This window comes from Hyphococcus sp., from assembly GCF_965228385.1.
In the GTDB taxonomy this organism is placed as follows: Bacteria; Pseudomonadota; Alphaproteobacteria; order Caulobacterales; family Parvularculaceae; genus Hyphococcus.
Map to the genome: position 1 here is coordinate 608051 of NZ_OZ245810.1, position 15737 is coordinate 623787.

Here is a 15737-nt window from a genome sequence, read left to right on the forward strand (position 1 = left end):
TACGAATGTTCACATCTGTCTCTTTGTCGATACTTTTGTTGATAGTGAACGGCGTTGCGAGTGCCGAAACCCTGGAGGAGGCCCTGTCGCTGGCCTTCGCCGCGAATCCGGAAATCGCTGCAGAACGCGCGCAGCTTAACGCAACGCGTGAAGGCGTCGCCCAGGCGCGCGCACGCGGCCTTCCGCAGATAACGGCTGGCGCCGGTTATGAGGAGGTCGATAATACCCAGTCAATCAGCAGCGAAGTTTTCGGCGCCGGGGCGGGGGATCGCAATTTCGATCTGACTACGGCGACCGCGCAAGTGCAGGGCGAGCAGCAAATCTTTGCGGGATTGCGCAACGTCAACGCCATCCGGCAAGCGAAGGCGCGCGCGAAAGCCGGCGGCGCTCAGCTTTCCCTTGTCGAGCAGGACGTACTTAACCGTGCGGCGGCGGCATATTTCGACGTCGTACGCGACATGGTCGTTTACAGGGCAACAGAAAACAACGTTCAGGTTTTAATTAAGCAATTCGAAGAGATCGCGTTTCGTTTTGAAATCGGCGAAGTCACAAAAACAGATGTTGCGCAAAGCGAAGCGCGCCTTGCGCAGGCGCGTGCCCGGATGACCAACGCGCAGGCGCTGCTCGCAATCAGCCGCGCTGCATTTGCGGAAATCATCGGGCAAATGCCCGGGAGTCTTGAGGAGGCGCCGGGCATGCCTGATACGCCGACCACGCTCGATGAGGCAAAGGCGATTGCGCGGGAGCTCTCGCCTGTCATTGCGCAGGCGCAAATGCGGGAAGAAGCGTCACGCCGCGGCGTCGCTCTCGCAAAAGGCGCGTTTTCGCCGACAGTGTCCCTGCGGGCGGAATATCAATATGCCGAGGAGCCGTCGTCATTCATCGAGCAGGATGAACGTTTCGCTTATGGCGTCCGCGTGACCGCGCCGATCTTTCTTGGCGGCCTTCGCCTTTCGCGCGTGCGGGAGGCGCGCGCAATCAATAGTGCAGACCGCCGCCGCATCACCGTGGCCGAACGGCAGGTCGATGCGCGCGTGACGATTAGCTGGCAGCGACTTGCAGCCGCCCGCGCGAACATTGTGTCATCGCAAACGCAAGTGCGGGCCAACGCGCTGGCCCTCGACGGCGTACGGCGCGAGGCCGAGGTCGGCGTGCGCACGACGTTGGACGTGCTCGATGCAGAGCAAGAATATCTTGACGCGCAAGTGGCGTTGGCGAATGCCGAGCGCGATGCGCGGGCTACGACTTATGAGCTACTAGCATCAATCGGTGCGATTCACCTTCAAGAATAAGGAGGCGCTTCATTGCGCACGAAACTGGCTATTTTGACATTTAACAGTTCGCATTATGCGCTTTATGGGCAAGAGTCGGCCAGTCAGGCGAAGTTTGACTGCGAATACTCATTACTTTTTGCGAATCAATAATATGTCGAAAGGAAAAGCATTTGTCCGATCGGTCATCAGGTATGAGAAAGAACTGCGTGCTTACTTCCTGCGACTCATGAGCTCGCGGGCTGACGCCGAGGACTTGACACAGGAAGTTATTCTTCGAGCGCTCTGTGCAGCGGAGCGTCAGGAAATTGAACAACCCAGAGCGTTTCTTTATGGGGTGGCCAGGAATGTCTTGCGAAGCGAAGTTACAAAAAAATCACAGTCAATCATTCATTATATAGAGGATTTAGGCGCTTCGGAGGACTTCAGTACTGAATTTGTCCTTCCCCCTTAAAGTTGAGCCATGTGATATGCTGATCACTAAGTCTGTTGGGGAATGGATTGATGGCCCGGAAACGGTTTTCAGACGAAGATGTATTGAATCTGCTGCGTCAATTTGAGGTTGAACTCTCGAGCGGCAGTGATGTTGCAAGTGCCTGTCGCAAAGTCGGGATCAGCGACGCAACCTATTATACTTGGCGCAAGAAGTATGGCGGCATGGGAAAGTCCCAGCTCCGTGAGATGAAAGATCTCGAGAAGGAAAACAGTCGCCTCAAGAAGATCGTCGCTGATCTCGAACTCGATAAGTTGATCCTGAAAGAAACGCTTGATTATCTAAAGCCCAAGGCCTGACCGCCGCCGATCTCCGTCAGGCCGTCATTCGGGTCCGCCAAAAATTGGATACGTCCGAGCGGCGAACCTGCAGAACGGTCGGCGTTGCGTGCCGCGACTTCATGGGTTCAAGAGCACACCCGCCATGTTCTGAGGGAGTCCACATGGAAGCTCACGCTTCCTGAGTTTCCGCGCGATAGGCCTTCTCTGGAAATCCCTCTGTACCCCGTGCAATCAATTGCATTCGTTCAATATTACGATTCATCGGGCACGCTTCAGACTTGGGCGGCGTCTAACTATGTAGCGGCGATCGATTGCGATACGCCCATGCTCGCGCCGATACCCAATAAGATTTGGCCGCTTACTGCTTGCGGTGACCGGGGTTCATTGAGTGGTCCGGCTTCACTGGCGTGAACGTCGCGTAGCGCACCAGATCATTGGCGCAGGCATTACAACTCGGTGCGCCCTCATTCATCGCTAGGCTACAGACCGCCAGCCCCGCTCGCCATTCTCCCGGCCGACCTGGCCTCCACTATTGGATGGCTCCGGCCAGTTGGGCCTTCCATCGACAGCGATCTCACGGTAACATAAATGGTGGCTGCGCTATCGGGGTTTCGTCAATAGGCCCGCAACGAATGCGTGGAAGGACTGGTCGCCGACACCGAAAAATTCAGAACTCGGTACCGTGACGGAACGCAATGCGGCGTAGCAATCTAAAGTAGGACTAAATAGATTGATAACCGGCGTTTGCGCTCCGCATGAGTACTCGTTGGAATATCTTACCCCAATTTATTCGTCCCGCTTCAGGACTACCTATAGAGTTTACCATAGGCTCTGTAAGAACGAAGCGTGGCAATAGGCGCAGCGCGCGGCGCAGGCGGCGATGCATTACGCTAAAGTCACGAAGGCGGCGAACGAAACGCAAGCCGACTGTATGCGAATGATTGTGCGCGCTGAAATGCGCATGGCCGACGAGATCGATAAGGGGCAGGCGGACGGCGCGTTAGCGAAACAGCGTCAGCGGTCAAATGTCCGTGGTGCGGACGTTTCGGAAATGGATGAAATCGGCGTTTCCCGTCAGCGCGTCGCTGAATGGCGCGAGGTTCGAGATGCGGGCGCTGAAAACGTTGAGCGGGTTATCCGCAGGGCCGTCGATTACACGGCCGCCAAAGTCGGCGCATTTTTTTGGACCGATTCAGTATTCCTAATCACCACGCCGCATTTCAGGAGCGCTATTTCGCGGGCCGACTTTGAGCAAGTTGGTAGCGCAGTGCTAGCGTGGTGAAATTCACGCGATAATGCGAGGCAAGTTCGTTTGAAATTTCTGCGTGATTTCAAAGCGTTAATGGCTCCCTTCGTGAATGCGTATCGAACTTTATGTCAGGCTCCCAGGGCTGAATTTCGGGCGGTTTTGCAGGAAATAAGGGTGGTTTAGTGAATGGCTATCCCCCTGAGCATTTGGGAAGGCAAGCCAACTTGTAATTAACGAATAATTCTCGTAACTGTCACATTGTGACAGTATTGGGAAATTTATGAGCGGACTGATTTCGCAGATTACGAGCGCCGGATACGCTGATCGTATCCTGAACGATCAGCAAATTGGGCGCATTCTAGGCGGTAGCGATGACCGGCGCTATGGCCAGGTAAAGCGCGCCTTGCAGTCGAGGGCGCTCATTCGCATCAAACGCAGCCTTTATGTACTAGCAGAGCAATACCGCGAGCATCCTCTCCATCCGTTTGCACTCGCTCAGGCGCTGGTCACAGGCAGTTATGTTTCCATGGAAACGGCTCTCGCCTTTCATGGCTGGATTCCAGAAGCCGTTTATACGACCGTTAGTGTGACGCCGGGCCGAAAATCCCAAGTGATCGACCATCCCAACCTTGGCCGTTTCGAATTCAATCCGTTAGCGCTTCACAAATCGGGTTTCCTTGCGGGGGTTCAAAGACATGTCATCAGCGATCAAGCGATGCTCGTAGCGTCACCGCTGCGGGCGCTCATGGATTTGGTCGCCTTTCGGAAACAGGAATGGGAAGGTATTGCGTGGCTTGATACTGGAATGCGGATTAGCAAAGCGCATCTACTTCATACTCGTTTGAAAGACTTCTCGGCTTTAAAAGGCGTTTACAAACACAAAGTCGTCAACGAATTTTTATCCCGGCTCGAACAGGAGGTCCGCGCATTGAAAAAAGCAATGCGTACAAGCGGAAAAGAACATAGTCATGAATGAGATTATTCACGCCCGATTAGCCGGTTACAAACCTGCCAATGATGTGGAAGCTGAGAATGCGACCAAGGAGATCATCCAGGAGATCGCGCTCTATGGGCTCTGGCGTGCAAAGTTTTTTGAACTTGCTGTTTTTCAGGGCGGCACCAGCTTGCGCATTCTGCACAAGCTGCCGCGATTTTCTGAAGACCTGGATTTCATGTTGTTGGCGCCTAATCCGAAATTCGACTGGGCGCCTTTTCTAAAGGTTCTTACGCAGACATTTGAAGAATATGGCCTGCAGCCCGAAGCGATTTCCAAGGAGCAAATGGACAAGCGTATCCGGAACGCGGTCATCAAGGATAACTCGATCGTTAATCAGCTGGATTTGTCATTTGGCAAAAGAGATTCGCGGAAAACCTTGAAGGTCAAACTGGAGGTTGATGTTCACCCGCCCGCGCATTCGAATGATGAATTCACCTATCTTGATTTTCCGGTTGATTTTGAGATTCGACATCAAGATTTGGCATCGAATTTTGCATTGAAACTTCATGCACTGCTGTGTCGGGAGTATTTGAAGGGGCGCGATTGGTACGATTTCTCCTGGTATGTCGCGCAAGGAATCTTTCCGAATTTGCCGCACTTAGAAGCTGCTCTACGTCAATTCGGCCCTTGGGCGGACGATGAAACACTCGCCGTGAATGTAGAATGGCTCGAAACTGAAATGACCAAACGCATTCAGTCAATTGTTTGGGGCGAGGCCAAAAAAGATGTCATTCGTTTCTTGCGCCCCGCAGAAGCGGAATCTCTAAAGCTTTGGAGCAGCCGGTTTTTCGAATCCAAGTTGGACAAGATTATAAACGCGCTTCCGTCGTGAATCGGATGTGTTCTCGATCGACCATTCAAATGATGGCGAATTTAACCTGGCCAACGGAAAAAGACGGATGCGAAGAAGTTCGAGAATCAAATTGGGGTCGCGGATAAAATTGCCCGTAACATATTGAATTTATTAGCGGTAGATGATGGCTCCCCGAACTGGACTCGAACCAGTGACCCGCTGATTAACAGAAAAAATTTTGGGTCAACTCTGTAGAGCGCTGATCAACGCTACGCTACTCTAAGACGTTGTTTAATTTGACAATATCTCAGTAATGATGTTCGCTGACATGCGCAGATATGCGCTGTGATTCACGCAAATCTGCTTCCAATTTGCTTCCAAATTTTGGGGCCTGTTTCGGAGACATTGGCGATGAAGCTCACGAAAGTCCGGGTCGATGCCATTAAGGCGGCAGAAGCCGAAAGGCTCGTCTGGGATAGCGAGCTTAGAGGCTTTGGTTTGAGAATATCGCCTAAAGGACGGAAGACATTCTTCGTGCAATATCGTTCAGGCGGACGGACCCGCCGGGCTAAAATCGGCGTCATGGGGCAGGTGACCCCTGATCAAGCACGACTCAAAGCTCGCGAATTATTGGGCGAGGTTGCGACCGGGAATGATCCGGCGGAAGCAAGGCGCAAGAGGAGACTTACCCCGACAGTTTCGCAGTTGTGTGACCGATTTCATGAGGAACATGTATCGGCACGCCTAAAGCCTGCCACTGCGCGTGGGTATCAATCCATTATCCGCTCTGGGATCAAACCGGCATTAGGCGCAATGAAGGTAAGCGATGTCATCCGAGATGATATAATCTCATTGCATCGCAAATATCGAATGCGGCCATATCAGGGAAATCGCATTCTGAGTGTTTTATCGAAACTGTTCAATCTCGCGGAGTTATGGGGCTACCGAGCGGAAGGTTCTAATCCATGCAGGCTGGTTCAAAAATACAAAGAGCAGCGGAAAGAACGATTCTTATCCAACGAAGAACTATCGCGTCTCTCAAAAGTCTTAAATGAGGTTGAGGCGAGCGGCGAAGAATCTCCTTTCGTTGCAGCGGTCTTTCGAATGTTAATACTGACAGGCTGCCGCTGTTCCGAAATTCAATATCTAAAGTGGGATTATGTGACTCCAACACATCTTGAGTTGCCGGATACAAAGACGGGGAAACGGTCAATTCCATTGCCGATGGCTGCAAAGTCCCTACTCGACTCATTACCGCGTTCCCCGGACAACTCTTACGTTTTTCAAGGTGCAATTGAAGGCGAAGCTATTGCCTACCTTAGAAAACCTTGGCGGCGTATTCGTAAGAAAGCTGAATTGGAAGATGTGCGAATTCACGACCTCAGACACACTTATGCATCGAAAGCTATCGAAGGAGGAATGTCACTTGTCATGGTCGGACAGCTCTTAGGCCACACGCAATACCAAACAACCTTGCGATATGCACATTTAGCAGATGCACCGGCCCGACGGGCCGCTGACGAAGTTGCTTCGGCTTTGGACGCGATTATGGTGGCAAATTCTCAAAGGGGAAGCCGTTTGCGAGTAGTAAAATGATGACGCTTTTGGAAGCTGCTCGTCACGATCCGCCGCTATTTAAGCTTCGTTACGAGGAGTCGTTTATCATTCATTTGCAGCAAGCATATTTTCCTGATGTACCAAAAGAAATCGAGAACTTTAATAACACTCTGTGGAACGCATTGGAGAGTGCCGCAGAAAACTACTTTAGAACCGCTGAACAAGGAATTCTCCAACCCGACGTGAAAGCAGCCAAACAAGTACTCGAAAAACTGGAGCCAGTAATAAGAGACTTAGATGACGGAAAAAATTTTCAATCCGTGACAATGGGCTTTTCATTCCTATTAGATAGGATAGACGTGTCGGGTCTAAACGACACACAAAAGGAAATGTTGAAAAATGTGCGTAATCTAATTTTCGACGGGAGAAATTTTAAAGCACTGCTGACTTCTATTTCTCATGTGGGGGAGGCCGCAAAGAAAATTAAACCGCCGACACCATTCAGAAAGAGTGACAATAACGCGCTAAAAGTCTGGTCAGTGTGCACGGGAATATTTTGGACGGAGAGCGCTCTTAAGAAAATTACTGTAACAAAAGAAAATGTCACGGGCGGGGTGATAATTACGTCTGAATTCGGACGATTTGCCGAAGAATGCCTTTCGCAAATTGGTGTAGAGGCTCGCTATTCGTTGCGGACACCCATCGAGTATGCCCGGAATCATCTAATTGAAGATAATGAATTTCAGCGCTTGATAGCCATCAAAGAGTATGAAGCCCTAGCTAAACACCTGGCTAATCGAAAAGACAGAATTCCTATAGCGATGGTCCAGAAGTCTGTCCTTTAATTTGCTCGTGAATGCGGGCCACCGATGACAAGATGTGTTTCTAGCGTTGCTCAAAGGCAATGCGAGGTCACCTTGCAAAGGACTCACTTCAATGACTCAACTTCTTACTGAATCCGAAGCTGCCGACGTCCTCGGAGTTTCGCCGCGTACGCTGTCCAATTGGAGGTGTCGCGGCGGCGGACCTGACTACGTGAAAATGGGCTCCAAGGCGATCCGCTATCGTCTCGATGACCTTAATGAGTTTATCGATGATCGTAGGCAGAATAATACGTCGCAAGACTACATCGAAGAAGATTTCGATGATGAGGATTTTGACGACGAGGATGAGTGAGTTTTTCTCGACGAAACTCACCCTGTCGTCGAGCTTTTGTGGGTATCTTCCATAAAAGAACGGAGAGATGCGTCAACATCTCTCCGTTCATACCCACAAAATTCTTGGGTGCCTGCGCGGAGCGCAGTGAAATCAATCTTGTAACAATGGAGAGCTTACATGACCCTCAAGAATGTTGGCAAGTCGGAAAACGACTCTGCCGAAGATATACAGGGCACGCTGACTAGCTTGGCGTTTGCCTATCCCATCCGAGTGGCGCGTGATAACGACGAACTCGATAGCTCTTACCCAACTCATAAGATATACCTTCGTCCGCAAGGACGAGAGTATGTCTGTGTTGGCTCGGGCTGGGAAAAAACAATCAAGCACGGACCTAATGCCGGTAAGACGATGATCTCTTGCCGGATTGAAGACCCAAGCTTCGAAAAACCGCTAGATTTTGCGCTGTTTGAAGACGAGCCGGGCGAATGGACCGTCCGTTGGTCGCGCGCGCGGCAAGACAACGAATAAGAGTCGGAGGGGGGTCCATGTACCACCCCCCTCTGCACTTACTTTACGCGCTATGACAGGTCTCCCTATCATTCATTCAGGATTCGATACACTGGAATTGTCGTATCGTACCGCATTGCCGGGCGGATTCCTGACCGCGCTCGGAGAAGCCCAAGCCTCAGCCAAATCAGAAAATCGCGCAACGCTGATTAGGTTCAACGGGTTTGAATTATTTATCGAGCCGTCAGGCGGGCAGGGTGGATATGCTTTTCGCGCTCACACCGGACCATTTGGCTTAATCTGGAAGTTTAGAGAAGCAACGACGAAAAGTCCGTGGTCTGTTCATGTCAAATTTCGCGCACACGGCCTAGCCATCAAAGGGCCGCTAAAAATGAAAGAGGAAGCCGATGGTTTCCTTCTAACAATAGGATGTAAATTTGAAAGCATAGATGTACGCGTTTCACGTGCAGATTATGCCGTAGATATGCTCTTAGGTGACTTTCATCTTAATACTGGTAATTTCGTTTTCCATTCTCGCTCTAAAGTTTCGGAGTATATTGAACGGATACGCATTGGTGATGAATACACCTATGCGAGGATTGGGCGCTTGCCGGGTAAGCAATTATGCGTATATGACAAGTCGGGAGCGGTTTCGGAAAAGAATGACTCACTATGGAAACAATTTTATTTTGATTTTGCGCGTCAAAGACTTGGATTGGTAGTTAATGAGTTTTCTGAGTTAAAAATCTGGCGTTTCGAGTTGCGCGCGGGAAAGCAGTTTCTCGATAAGCAAATTAAACCTCGCACTTGGGATTCCTTCGCTAAAGAAGTCAGTCCAATTTATCAGCGCCTTGCACAAAGCTTCAAACTCAAATTACCCCAGCGCGACGATAATCGCACGCGTTGGCCGCTTGATCCCATTTGGATAGAGGTCGTTTCTGAAGTTAGTAAACTGACTTTCAATCAGAAAACTACTGGAGTTTCCGATGCGTTGCTACGTAAGTTGCGGCAGGAATATTCAGACGGCTTGGATAAACAATTGGTCGGCTTGTTACTTTCATCTGCAGCATGCGAAGGCATAGATTCTCAAGATTTCTCTCGGTTTGCACGGGATCGTATTTCGCTTCTGACTGAAGACTATTCGAAGTCGGCCGCATTTAGGGAGAGATATGTAAAGCGCCGCGCCGAGTTTGCGGCGCAATATAAAATATAGGGATGCTTACGGTAGGGCGCTGGCTCGTTTAAAAAGCGCCTGTGTCGTCACCTACAGTTCTCAACACAGGGGTAAACACAGACAACAACACAGGGGCCGACACAGATATAAACACAGGGCGCTACACAGGCTCGTACCAACGCTAACCCGGCGGATAACTATCATGCGCGACATATTCGAAGATCACGAACTCACGACAAAGTTCTTCAACCTGACTGATAACGCTACGGAACAAGATCGATGCTATGTTTATCGAATTGATAATGGAAAGCCGCTTCGTCCCGCGCTCATCAAGTGCGTTCCATATCCGGAGCTATTGGACGATCTGCGTGATGAATATGGAGGCGGCGATTTTCAGGTAATGATCCGGCGTGGAGAAACGATGATATTGTCTGGTAAGCTTTGCATTGCCGAACCGTTAAGAAAAATTTGAACAAGGGAAGACCGACGCTAGGTGCAATAGAAATGGTTGACCACGTGGACAAGAAAAAGCGAAGCCAAATTATGGCTTCGGTAAAGCAAAAGAATACCTCTGCCGAACTGCGTCTTCGCCGACGATTACATAAGCACGGGTATCGTTATCGCCTGCACCGCAAAGATTTGCCCGGCCGACCGAATATCGTCTTTCCGTCTCGACGAAAGGTGATTCTTGTCCATGGCTGTTTTTGGCATGGTCACAGCTGTAAATGGGGAAAGTTGCCTAAGAGTCGACTCGATTATTGGCAAAAAAAAATTGCTGGTAATCGTGATCGAGATATGAGAACAATTCAAGAACTTAAGTCGCTAGGCTGGACGGTTATGGTGGTCTGGCAATGTGAACTAAAGGATTGGGATTTGCTGTGGCCGAGAATCTTAGCATTCCTCGGGGAGTGAGGGATTCATGGTGAGAAAGGCTAGTCGTCCAAAGGTTCTTGACCTTTTTGCCGGTGCCGGTGGGCTGAGTCTTGGCTTTGAACAGGCTGGATTTGATGTGAGTGCTGCAGTGGAGCTCGATCCGGTCCATGCCGCCGTCCATAAGTTCAATTTTCCTGAGTGCGAAATTTTTCCGGTTTCGATTTCCGAATTGTCGGGCTCAGAAATTTTGAAAAGAATGGGATTGGCTAAAGGGGAAATCGATGTGGTGTGTGGGGGCGCGCCATGTCAGGGGTTTTCTCTAATTGGCCAAAGGGCTCTCGACGATCCTAGAAACTCGCTTGTGAAAGAGTTTGTGAGAATAGTTGACGAATTAAAACCGAGTTACTTCTTATTTGAGAACGTAAAGGGGCTAACGGTCGGCAAGCATAAGAAGTTTTTAGATGAGATAATTGGGGCTTTTGAGCAGATTGGATACACCGTCCAAATGCCTTGGCGCGTTCTGAATGCTGTTGAGTTCGGAGTGCCACAAGATCGTCAAAGGCTCATACTTATTGGAGCTTTAAAAGGAAAGAAATTGCCGGCTTATCCAAAGCCGATCACGCGAGCGGCTGGTTCAACTGGAAAAGAACTGCCGGAAGGTCCTACATGCTATGACGCGCTTGCGGACCTGCCCGACGCCGAATCTTTTGCAGCTTTATGCAACGTGGATGAGGTTCAAACAAGGCAATGGGGGAAGCCGTCTTCTTATGCGCGTCGGCTTCGTTGTTTAGAGAACGATAGTTGGGCGTTTGGTCATCCGCGTGAATGGAATCCCACGACCCTAACATCGAGTTCTCGCACCGATCATACGGAAATTTCTCGCCGCCGATTTGTAGAGACCGAGCCGGGCTCGGTTGAGCCTGTTTCTCGGTTTTTTAAGCTAGCAAAATCCGGGGTGAGCAATACACTACGTGCAGGAACCGACTCAGCGCGCGGGGCGTTCACGAGTCCTAGGCCGATACATTATCGATTTGCGCGTTGCGTTACTGTGCGTGAAATGGCCCGTCTCCACAGTTTTCCAGACTGGTTTCGATTCCATGAAACCAAATGGCATGGGGCTAGGCAAATAGGAAATTCCGTCCCCCCGTTTCTGGCGCGCGCTGTAGCATCGGAAATTGCGGCGGCGATGGGTTACAAACCCCGTACTTCTGAGAGAAGTGTTGCGCTAGGGGATACCGCTTTGTTGAGAATGAGCGTAGCCGAAGCCGCTACTTTCTGGGGGGTCGATAATCCCATCGGGCAGCGAAATAAGAAAAGTGGGGCAAAAAAGCGTAAACAGGCAGATATTGAAGCCGAAAGACTAGCCGTTTTGTGAAGCTTCAACTTCGTTGTTCGTCCGCATTGAGGCAATTATTCGACTCAGGGCATACGGCTCCTTAGGGAGTGCGGTTTGTGACCGAAAAGAACCTTGTTTTTGAGAAGATATTTTTTGAACGCTGGGATAAGTCCGATAAGCGGCTAACCGAAGCTATGGTCGAATTGGAGGTTGTCTCGAAAGCTATAAGAGCTTTACGAGCTGACGGCAAAATATCGCTTTCAGATAAAAACCCTGCAAACTTTATAAAAGATTATCTCCGTTCTCCAAGGCGTAACGAGAATTGGCCAGAGAGTATAAGAAAAGCGGGCTATACTGCACGTCAGCGTACTGGCGCCGGTCAATGTTTTGAGTTTGTCGCTTTGCCGAAAGGGGAGGAGCCGTTTCCAGACGATTTTTTGCCGACAGGCGAAGAATTGGAGCATGTCGCTCAAACCTTGAGTTTGCCGATAGCGACAAGAGAAATTTTGCGCGTAGATGAACCGTCTCTTGCGCAACTTGCAGTGAAGTTATTTCTTGTGGAGCAGCTATTTGCTACGTCGCCAACGGCTGTGCAGTGGGGCTTGCAGGAAGTTGAACATCTGCAAAATAATGTAAAGCTTAGATACACTGATATCGACGCAGTATATCAGGCCATCATGCACACGAGCCAGGGGTTGGAAGTGGGTGCGATAACGGTTGAGGTGAAAATTGGCGACCCAATAATATCCGAGCAAATTGAGCAGCAAGCGCTTGCAGTGCTATCTGACGAGGCTTTTCAATTTTGTATCCCAACTATCTTAAAACGATTTTCCAAGGGAGAGATCATAGCGCTGCATTTAGGTGTAATAAGGCGATCCGATATTACAGAGGATGGAAAGATCGTTCTAGGTGAGCGCGTACATTCATTGAAGTTCAGGTTTCAGCCGGAGCTTCCTAAAATATGATAATTTTTGCTCGGTTATTGGGGCCACTCTAAAATCCGCCTAACCTGATCCCCTTTGCCGTCTTTGTCGGCACCTATCTCTGCTTTAATCTTCCTCCCTGTTACTAGCTTTTCTTTTTCGGCTGCAGTGAAAAGCGAATAGTGGAAGAAGGCATCACGTTCTGAGTCTTCTATAGAGACAAATCCATACCCCCTTTCTGGGAAAAGGCGCGTGATTTGACATGCCGCTACTTCGATATTTTGGGGGTCGGTTTCAATTTCGTGCACAACAGCAACACTAATTCCTTTCGATGTCTTCTCGATGTCGCATAAGATGTCGTCGCCATCCGCCACTTCCGTTAAGCCGATAGCGTTCAGTTTTTCTGCGTGTAAGAAAATGCCCCCGTCTATTCCATCTACAAATACAAATCCATAGCCTTTTTCTTTGTCGAACCAGTCCACTGTCGCCACAACGCCATGGGCATCTATGGTTAGTGCGTCGCCATCTTTTTTCTCATTCGAGCCTGATGTTGTTTCCGTGTTACTGTTAAATCGTCCCAATTGCTTCCTAATTGCTCTCTGATTTTCAAAATGCTCGACACTATCTGGAATAATAAGCAATGCTTTGTCTTCGGCGAGTATTTCATTGATGAATAATTTTCTCATCTCGTTCGCGCGTTCGAGATACGGTCCCCTTGCGAACACCAGCCCTCTTATTCTCGCGGCCATATCTGCATTTTCTAGAGCAGTAATTAACGCCATCTGCTCGATAAATATTTCATTCCCTAAAGCCAGTTGCAGATGCATCCACCCGCTGAACGAGATTGCCAAGCGCTGTCCATGACTCAGGTCTCGTATTGATTGGTCGTAAGGCTCAATTAAATTGGCTTCGATAAGCGCGAGAAGGGTTTTTTCACAAGCAACCTCCGCGCATCCCATTGCTTCAAAATAATCAATTACAGATTGGGCCGTTTCGTGTTTTTGTTCTATATTTTTTCCGTGTTTTTGAACGGTGTCTAATAGCGATAAAATACTTAAAGCCAAAAGCGGAGAGTGGACAAATTCGGAGCTTCGTTGAAAAAGCGGATAAACTTCGTGCTGGTCGCCCTGCTTGTAAAAATTGTAGTCGCCCTTCAACAGAGCATTCATGAATTTTGCATAGTTTGGCGCAATTGCGGTCCCGCTAATGTATGAGCTGATAAGATCTTCGATGTTAAATACAGATGAGGTAATAACTCGCTGCGAAAGTTGCAGAGTGCGCCTCATGTTATAATTGGCAAGGCGTCCAACTGTGGAGGCGGCGTAGTCATGATCAACAAATACGTTCTCGATTACCCCAGCAAATTTCTCAAGATTCGCAATCGAAACTTTGATGCCTTTTTGCGTGAAGTAGTTTCTTTTTTCCGCCTCACCAATTTCAGGTGCTAGCTTTTTTTTCAAAAAGTCTATCCGTTTACGGAACACTTCTCTAGGCGGCGGGGTTGGCAAAAAGAATGACTTGGATTGGTAAATTCCATATATATCTGTCTTTGAGAACGCCCACGCAGATTTATCTGTGACCGGAAAAAGCAGCATGCAGTGTTTTGCGTTTCGTCTAATTGATTGTGCGAATTGAAATATTGCTTTTTTGAATTCTGGCAAAAATTCATCCGTGTTATCTATAATAAAGATTGGGAGCTTCTTTCGATTGCTCACAATATCGGCGATTAAACGTCTGAGATAACCTTCACGGTCCTTTTCTACCAGCCCGTGGAGATATTCCCCAAATTTCTCCTGAAACTCCCTCTTGTTTCGTTTGTATAATTCAGCACCCGTGCCCTTGCTTTGGCGTATGTAGTCTGAATGATACAGTGCTCTAAGCTGTTCCCATGAAGGGGCACCATCCTCGTATAAAAGAGCTTCTATTTTTTCGATTAACTGTTCCGTAAGCCACTTTAAAACGGTGTCGTCTCTCCCGCTTGAATCGAGGCAATTTACACGCACAACTATGCATTGGTTACGTATTGAAGGCGAAAGCGTTTTTTTGAAAAACCGTTCTAGGAAGGTCGATTTACCAGCTCCCGTAGGGCCAACTATAAAGACTGTTGTGTCACTCTCAACTTCAACGCTGGACTCGATAAGAATAGCTAGTTCTTGATCAATCTCTTTTTCTCTAGGCGATATGTTTCCGAGGACGTTCGCTGTCATCTTCTCGAGAGAAAAATCCGCAATACGACTTTCGCGCGTTTCTACAAAACACTCTACTAGCAAATCTTCGTCATTGGTGCCTGTTAGGCGATCAAAAAAACTTGCGAAAACTTTTTCGAGATCGAAGGCAAGCTCGGACTTTTTTACTAACTTTACGTCAGCTTCGGTAATTGGGGCGGTTAGGCTGCGAGCGATTGCCACTCTGCGATTATGGATTTGATCAAAGATTATATTGTAGAGCTTCTTTTGGACTTGGCTTTTTGCAAGCAAATCATAAAAAAGGGAAAAATCTGCGAGCAAGGATTCTAGGCTAGGAAAGACTACGGCTTCTTTCTGTTTATAGTTTTCTCTGGGAACAAAAGTCTTGAAGAAAATCCATGAGATGCCATCAGTTAGGACTGCGCAGGATAATCCATTTGGAGCGGCGTATTGTGCTGCTTGTTCGATTCCACTGGCCGCATCGGTAAGGCTAGGACCCGAAAGTTTGAGGTATTTGGCTTTAGCTTTTTCAGTGGTTTTTATTTTAAATCCTCCGACCCGTTTAGCTTCAATCATTATCGAGGGATTATCGTTGTCCGATAGAATGTAATCTGAGTAGCCGTTATCGTGCCGTGTTTCTGCGGAAATATCTGAAAAATTCCAGCCGAGACTCTCGGTAATGATGCGCGTTATGATTTGAATCTTGCTATCTTCTTCAGTTCTTATTTTAGCGATGTTGCCTGAAGCATCATCGACAATTTTTTTTGCCGCCTCGTATGCGGCATCCAAGTTTAGCAATGTCAGCTCTCCCGAGTGATGTTTTTAAAAGTATACATCTCAAGCAGATTCGGCTGCTAAGTTGGTTTTACGAATAACGAGGGATTGGGTGAATGCTTTTTATGCCGAGCAAAGCATCCGCTGAGTGCTTCCAAATTGCTT

16 protein-coding genes and 1 pseudogene are annotated in these 15737 nt (G+C 48.8%); 16 read left to right on the top strand and 1 reads right to left on the bottom strand.

Annotated elements, in window-relative coordinates:
• Positions 1-5 precede the first annotated feature (5 nt).
• From ACQK2Q_RS02700 to ACQK2Q_RS02775, 16 genes and pseudogenes are all read left to right on the top strand, one after another.
• A complete protein-coding gene (locus ACQK2Q_RS02700) occupies positions 6-1292 on the top strand; it encodes a TolC family outer membrane protein (protein WP_425408216.1) in 1287 nt (428 codons plus the stop codon).
• A gap of 133 nt (positions 1293-1425) precedes the next feature.
• A complete protein-coding gene (locus ACQK2Q_RS02705) occupies positions 1426-1725 on the top strand; it encodes an RNA polymerase sigma factor (protein ID WP_425408217.1) in 300 nt (99 codons plus the stop codon).
• A 50-nt stretch (positions 1726-1775) separates the two neighbouring features.
• Complete coding sequence (locus ACQK2Q_RS02710) at positions 1776-2063, top strand: transposase (protein ID WP_425408218.1); 288 nt, start codon at positions 1776-1778, stop codon at positions 2061-2063.
• 417 nt (positions 2064-2480) lie between these two features.
• Positions 2481-2633 (top strand): annotated as a pseudogene (locus ACQK2Q_RS02715) (integrase core domain-containing protein); the annotation flags it as partial.
• Between the two features lie 292 nt (positions 2634-2925).
• Positions 2926-3327, top strand: coding sequence for a hypothetical protein (locus ACQK2Q_RS02720; RefSeq protein WP_425408219.1), 402 nt, complete (start codon positions 2926-2928; stop codon positions 3325-3327).
• 247 nt (positions 3328-3574) lie between these two features.
• Complete coding sequence (locus ACQK2Q_RS02725) at positions 3575-4270, top strand: type IV toxin-antitoxin system AbiEi family antitoxin domain-containing protein (RefSeq protein ID WP_425408140.1); 696 nt, start codon at positions 3575-3577, stop codon at positions 4268-4270.
• The gene (locus ACQK2Q_RS02730; RefSeq protein ID WP_425408164.1) at positions 4263-5123 is read left to right on the top strand and encodes a nucleotidyl transferase AbiEii/AbiGii toxin family protein; all 861 of its coding nucleotides are present in this window, start codon (positions 4263-4265) and stop codon (positions 5121-5123) included. The genes ACQK2Q_RS02725 and ACQK2Q_RS02730 overlap by 8 nt, the downstream gene beginning before the upstream one ends.
• Before the next feature lie 372 nt (positions 5124-5495).
• A complete protein-coding gene (locus ACQK2Q_RS02735; RefSeq protein ID WP_425408220.1) occupies positions 5496-6680 on the top strand; it encodes a tyrosine-type recombinase/integrase in 1185 nt (394 codons plus the stop codon).
• Positions 6677-7486 carry a hypothetical protein gene (locus ACQK2Q_RS02740; RefSeq protein ID WP_425408221.1) on the top strand — a complete coding sequence of 270 codons (810 nt, stop codon included), beginning with the start codon at positions 6677-6679 and terminating at the stop codon, positions 7484-7486. Before ACQK2Q_RS02735 ends, ACQK2Q_RS02740 begins: the two co-directional genes overlap by 4 nt.
• A gap of 91 nt (positions 7487-7577) precedes the next feature.
• Positions 7578-7817, top strand: coding sequence for a helix-turn-helix transcriptional regulator (locus ACQK2Q_RS02745; RefSeq protein WP_425408222.1), 240 nt, complete (start codon positions 7578-7580; stop codon positions 7815-7817).
• Positions 7818-7976: 159 nt separating this feature from the next.
• Positions 7977-8327 carry a DUF736 family protein gene (locus tag ACQK2Q_RS02750; RefSeq protein WP_425408223.1) on the top strand — a complete coding sequence of 117 codons (351 nt, stop codon included), beginning with the start codon at positions 7977-7979 and terminating at the stop codon, positions 8325-8327.
• 97 nt (positions 8328-8424) lie between these two features.
• Positions 8425-9519, top strand: a complete 1095-nt coding sequence (locus ACQK2Q_RS02755; protein WP_425408224.1) for a hypothetical protein — start codon at positions 8425-8427, stop codon at positions 9517-9519.
• 163 nt (positions 9520-9682) lie between these two features.
• Entirely contained in the window at positions 9683-9952 is a 270-nt protein-coding gene (locus ACQK2Q_RS02760) for a hypothetical protein (RefSeq protein WP_425408225.1), read from the top strand.
• Between the two features lie 32 nt (positions 9953-9984).
• Positions 9985-10392 (top strand): very short patch repair endonuclease, encoded by a 408-nt coding sequence (locus ACQK2Q_RS02765; protein ID WP_425408226.1) that lies wholly within the window; start codon positions 9985-9987, stop codon positions 10390-10392.
• Between the two features lie 7 nt (positions 10393-10399).
• Positions 10400-11728: a DNA cytosine methyltransferase gene (locus ACQK2Q_RS02770; RefSeq protein ID WP_425408227.1), complete on the top strand. Its 1329-nt coding sequence runs from the start codon at positions 10400-10402 to the stop codon at positions 11726-11728.
• 77 nt (positions 11729-11805) lie between these two features.
• A complete protein-coding gene (locus ACQK2Q_RS02775) occupies positions 11806-12654 on the top strand; it encodes a hypothetical protein (protein ID WP_425408228.1) in 849 nt (282 codons plus the stop codon).
• A 14-nt stretch (positions 12655-12668) separates the two neighbouring features.
• Here the strand turns inward: ACQK2Q_RS02775 and ACQK2Q_RS02780 are convergent, their stop codons facing one another.
• Complete coding sequence (locus ACQK2Q_RS02780; RefSeq protein ID WP_425408229.1) at positions 12669-15596, bottom strand: cold shock domain-containing protein; 2928 nt, start codon at positions 15594-15596, stop codon at positions 12669-12671.
• Between the last annotated feature and the right edge of the window lie 141 nt (positions 15597-15737).

Bases quoted from the DNA above. Each gene is read 5' to 3' on its own strand.
- ACQK2Q_RS02700 (WP_425408216.1), top strand. From the start codon at position 6: ATGTTCACATCTGTCTCTTTGTCGATACTTTTGTTGATAGTGAACGGC.
- ACQK2Q_RS02705 (WP_425408217.1), top strand. From the start codon at position 1,426: ATGTCGAAAGGAAAAGCATTTGTCCGATCGGTCATCAGGTATGAGAAA.
- ACQK2Q_RS02710 (WP_425408218.1), top strand. From the start codon at position 1,776: ATGGCCCGGAAACGGTTTTCAGACGAAGATGTATTGAATCTGCTGCGT.
- ACQK2Q_RS02720 (WP_425408219.1), top strand. From the start codon at position 2,926: ATGCATTACGCTAAAGTCACGAAGGCGGCGAACGAAACGCAAGCCGAC.
- ACQK2Q_RS02725 (WP_425408140.1), top strand. From the start codon at position 3,575: ATGAGCGGACTGATTTCGCAGATTACGAGCGCCGGATACGCTGATCGT.
- ACQK2Q_RS02730 (WP_425408164.1), top strand. From the start codon at position 4,263: ATGAATGAGATTATTCACGCCCGATTAGCCGGTTACAAACCTGCCAAT.
- ACQK2Q_RS02735 (WP_425408220.1), top strand. From the start codon at position 5,496: ATGAAGCTCACGAAAGTCCGGGTCGATGCCATTAAGGCGGCAGAAGCC.
- ACQK2Q_RS02740 (WP_425408221.1), top strand. From the start codon at position 6,677: ATGATGACGCTTTTGGAAGCTGCTCGTCACGATCCGCCGCTATTTAAG.
- ACQK2Q_RS02745 (WP_425408222.1), top strand. From the start codon at position 7,578: ATGACTCAACTTCTTACTGAATCCGAAGCTGCCGACGTCCTCGGAGTT.
- ACQK2Q_RS02750 (WP_425408223.1), top strand. From the start codon at position 7,977: ATGACCCTCAAGAATGTTGGCAAGTCGGAAAACGACTCTGCCGAAGAT.
- ACQK2Q_RS02760 (WP_425408225.1), top strand. From the start codon at position 9,683: ATGCGCGACATATTCGAAGATCACGAACTCACGACAAAGTTCTTCAAC.
- ACQK2Q_RS02765 (WP_425408226.1), top strand. From the start codon at position 9,985: ATGGTTGACCACGTGGACAAGAAAAAGCGAAGCCAAATTATGGCTTCG.
- ACQK2Q_RS02770 (WP_425408227.1), top strand. From the start codon at position 10,400: ATGGTGAGAAAGGCTAGTCGTCCAAAGGTTCTTGACCTTTTTGCCGGT.